This window comes from Zavarzinia sp., assembly GCF_041650655.1.
In the GTDB taxonomy this organism is placed as follows: Bacteria; Pseudomonadota; Alphaproteobacteria; order Zavarziniales; family Zavarziniaceae; genus Zavarzinia.
Genome location: NZ_JBAZKR010000198.1, coordinates 1 through 3,702 on the forward strand (window position 1 = coordinate 1; position 3,702 = coordinate 3,702).

The following is a 3,702-nucleotide window of genomic DNA, read 5'->3' on the forward strand; positions in this document are numbered from 1 at the left end:
CGGCTCCGCGTCATCGAAGAGCAGCCCATCCTCGACCATGCGGGCATAGTCGTCCTTCAGCGCCTTCGCGCCATCGCCGGCCGGCACGAGCTGCAAGCCGCCGTTGACGGCCGCTGCGTAGTGGATCGGCGTGCGGTCGGCGGCCTTCTCCGCGAAGAACATCGACTTGTGGCGGGCGACAGCGTTGGCCAGTTCGCGATCAGCGAAAGCAGCTTCCGCGAAGCCGGCTTCATCCAACCGGACAACATCGTGCCAGTGTCGTGCGAAGCGGTCGCCGCGCAGCCGTTCCTGGAGGCAGAAGACATGGATGGCGGTCGCCTTCTCCCAAAAGGTCCGCTCCGCGTGCATGACGCGCGGCCGCGCCGTCGGGAATACCAGCCCGTCGATCAGACCGGCCGCATCGCAGACGACGTCGCGCAGGCTCGCCGGTTCGCCCGTCGAGCGGGCGCCGAACTCCAGCATGACGCTGGGCGCGACATAGCCGGACCCTGCCGCGGTCGCCTCATAGTCGATAAAGAGCTTGTCATCCTCGACACGAATAACCGCCGCCAGACCTTCGGCGGCCAGCGCGGTCGCGATCACGGGCTGCACGGCCTCCGCGACCCAGACCGGCAACCGCCGGCGGACCTCGCTGGACCAGCGCTTTTCCTCGCTCCGGGTTTTCGGCAGGCCCTCGCCATTGTCCCCGACCAGATCGGGCGCAATCGCCCGAATGTCGTAGGTCAGATCCACATCCTCCGAAAACCGGCGGATGACCTGATAGGCTTTCGACAGCGACGTGCCGCCCTTGAACACCAGATGTTCACCGAGCGGCGCGGCGTAGAGGGTCGCCAGCGCCCACACCACCCACACATCCTTTTCGAGAAGATGGGTAGGACGGCCCGAGCGGTCGGCGGCGACGCCCAACGCATCGCGCCGATCCTCGGCCGAAAGCTGGAGGAAGATGTCAGCCATACGCCACCCTTCCCACGCTCTGCGCGAGCCACGTCGGAAGCTGCGGCGCGGCGGCGACCAGTTCGCCGAACACGCCGGGCGGCATCTTCCGCTTCAATGTCGTGAGCGCGGCCTCCGCCCTTTCGGGGCCGAGCCAGGCCAGCGCCCGCACGGCCTCCCCCGCCGGGCGGTTGGCCAAGGCCAGTTGCCAGCGCGGCGCGTGCCGCAATTCCACGACCTGCTTGCCGAGGTGCATTTTCCGGCTGCGCCCGGAGGTCAGATAGACCGAGCGGACGGGCACCTGCGTCGTCAAGCCAAGGGCGTTCGCCGCGGCGGCGCCGTTCGAGACGATGATCTCCCCCTTTTGGGTCGCAAGGGCCTCGACAGCCTGCTCGACCGAAGGTGCGCGCGTGCCGAACCGGCTGGCGATGGGACGCAGATAGACGCCACGACCGGCGCGGATGAGCTGCCCGCGCTCGGACAGACGCGACAATGCCTGATCCACAGCCGCCCGGTTTCCGAGGTGGAGCAGGCTCTTGGCGGACACGGGGGCGCCTTCGGGCAGTCCCGTCGCATGTGCCAGAATCTGTTCGGTCAGCCGTGTCATCGTCTTTCTCCTGTCGGAAATATACGCGAATTTCTGACAGTTTTCAAGGGAAGCCCGGATAGGGGGAAAGCCTTCCCCTGCGGCCGAGCCGGGGTCTCGACCGACCCCTTCTGCGGGGAGAACCCCGCAACGCCCCCTGGAGAGTGAGAGTGCGGACGGGATTTCCGTGACGGGTTGAGGGCTGGAGAAGAGGTCTCCGGCGCCCGTCGCGGAGAACCGCGATGTTCAGGAACGACCGCAACGGGCGTGCCGGCTCCGGCCGGGCGAACCTTTACGACGACATCACCAGCAAGATCATCGCCGAGCTGGAGGCAGGCCGCTTCCCCTGGGTCCAGCCCTGGGGATCGGCCTCGGTCAAGGCGCCCCTCGCCATGCCGAGAAACGCCGCGACCAGGCGGCACTATTCGGGGATCAATGTGCTGATCCTCTGGGGCGCGGTGATCCAGCACGGCTTTCCCGGCCAGAGCTGGCTCACCTTCCGCCAGGCCCTGTCGCTTGGCGGCAATGTCCGCCGCGGCGAACACGGCACCACCGTCGTCTATGCCGACCGTTTCACGCCGGAGGACGAGAAGCGCCGCGCCCGCGAGACCGGCGAAGAAGCCGCCGCGATCCCGTTCCTCAAGCGCTTCACGGTGTTCAACGCGGCGCAATGCGAGGGGCTGCCGGAGGATGTCGCCATTGTGGCCCCACCACCTCCGCCCGGCCTCATCGAGCCGCGGGTCGAGACTCTGATCCGGGCGACCGGCATCGACTTCCGTATCGGCGGCGACCGCGCCTTCTATGTCCCGGCGCACGACTTTGTGCAGGTGCCGCCGCCCCATGCGTATTTCGAGCCGATCAACTGGCACCGCACGGCCCTGCACGAGCTGGGGCACGCGACCGGCCATACCTCCCGGCTCGGCCGTGACCTCACCGGCGGCTTCGGCTCGAAGAAATACGCCTTCGAGGAGCTGGTCGCCGAGATCAACGCCGCTTTCTGCTGCGCCTCGCTCGGCATCACGCCCACCGTCCGCCATGCCGACTACATCGGCTCCTGGCTCGAGGTGCTGCGCGAGGACAATCGCGCCATCGTGCGCGCCGCATCCCAGGCCAGCAAGGCGGCCGACTGGCTGCTTGGCTTCCTGCCGGGCGCGGATGTCGGCATGACCGACGACGAACGGGAGGCGGCGTGATGAACGCCCCCGTCTTCCCCGCACTGGCGCCATCCCCCGAACAGCAGGCGTCCATCCGCCTGCGTGTTCTCAGCCTGGGCGCCGGCGTCCAGTCCACCACGCTCGCCCTGATGGCCGCGCATGGCGAGATCGGCCCCATGCCGGATTGCGCGATCTTCGCCGATACCGGCTGGGAGCCGAGGGCCGTCTATGAGCATCTCGCCTGGCTGCGATCGCCCAACGTCCTGCCCTTCCCCGTCCATATCGTCTCGGCCGGGGACCTGCGCGCCGACCTTCTCGCCGGCGCGCGCGGCGCGCGGTGGGCCTCCATCCCGGCCTTCACCCGCACAGTGACGCCGGCAGGCGCGGAGCTGCCCGTCTATGACGAGGACGAGAACGGTGATCTCGTCGCCGTCGGCTCCCGCATCGTGCCGACCGAACGGGTCGGGGTCGGCATGATCCGCCGCCAATGCACCGGCGACTACAAGATCGCGCCAATCCGCCGAAAGGTCCGCGAGCTGCTCGGCATCGCCGGCCGGCGCTCGCCAACGGCTCCCATCGCCGAACAGTGGATAGGGATCTCGCTCGACGAGGTACTACGCATGAAGCCTTCGTTCGAGCCGTGGCAGATCAACCGCTGGCCGCTCATCGAGCAAGGCATGACCCGCCAGGATTGCCTGCGCTGGCTGGATCGGCACGACTACCCCTGCCACCCAAGAGCGCCTGCATCGGTTGCCCGTTCCATTCCGACGATCACTGGCGGCGGATGCGCGACCGCGATCCCGAGGCTTGGGCCGACGCGGTATCGGTCGACGCTTCCATTCGCACCGGGTTCCGGGGGATTCGTGGTGATGTCTATCTCCACCGTTCCGCGGTGCCGCTCGACCAGGTCGACCTGTCGACCAATGCCGATCGCGGCCAGCTCGATCTCTGGCCCAACGAGTGCGAGGGCCTCTGCGGAGTGTGATGATCCTGAAAACCGGAAAAGCGGAGAGGCGGGTTTCCGGCTCC

General features: G+C 67.9%; 4 protein-coding genes. 2 read left to right on the top strand and 2 right to left on the bottom strand.

The genetic code is table 11. The features are described from left to right. On the bottom strand, window positions 1–954 hold a 954-nt coding region (locus WC493_RS22080), incomplete at its 3' end, for a nucleotidyl transferase AbiEii/AbiGii toxin family protein (protein ID WP_373068593.1). Continuing rightward, window positions 947–1,540 carry a DUF6088 family protein gene (locus tag WC493_RS22085; RefSeq protein WP_102114785.1) on the bottom strand — a complete coding sequence of 198 codons (594 nt, stop codon included), beginning with the start codon at window positions 1,538–1,540 and terminating at the stop codon, window positions 947–949. The genes WC493_RS22085 and WC493_RS22080, both read right to left, overlap by 8 nt. Before the next feature lie 221 nt (window positions 1,541–1,761). On the opposite strand from WC493_RS22085, the gene WC493_RS22090 reads away from it, so the two are divergent. Further along, complete coding sequence (locus tag WC493_RS22090) at window positions 1,762–2,712, top strand: ArdC family protein (RefSeq protein WP_102114784.1); 951 nt, start codon at window positions 1,762–1,764, stop codon at window positions 2,710–2,712. Then, the coding region (locus WC493_RS22095) for a hypothetical protein (RefSeq protein WP_373068596.1) at window positions 2,712–3,702 on the top strand (991 nt) is incomplete at its 3' end. The genes WC493_RS22090 and WC493_RS22095, both read left to right, overlap by 1 nt.

Bases quoted from the DNA above. Each gene is read 5' to 3' on its own strand.
- WC493_RS22090 (WP_102114784.1), top strand. From the start codon at position 1,762: ATGTTCAGGAACGACCGCAACGGGCGTGCCGGCTCCGGCCGGGCGAAC.
- WC493_RS22085 (WP_102114785.1), bottom strand. From the start codon at position 1,540: ATGACACGGCTGACCGAACAGATTCTGGCACATGCGACGGGACTGCCC.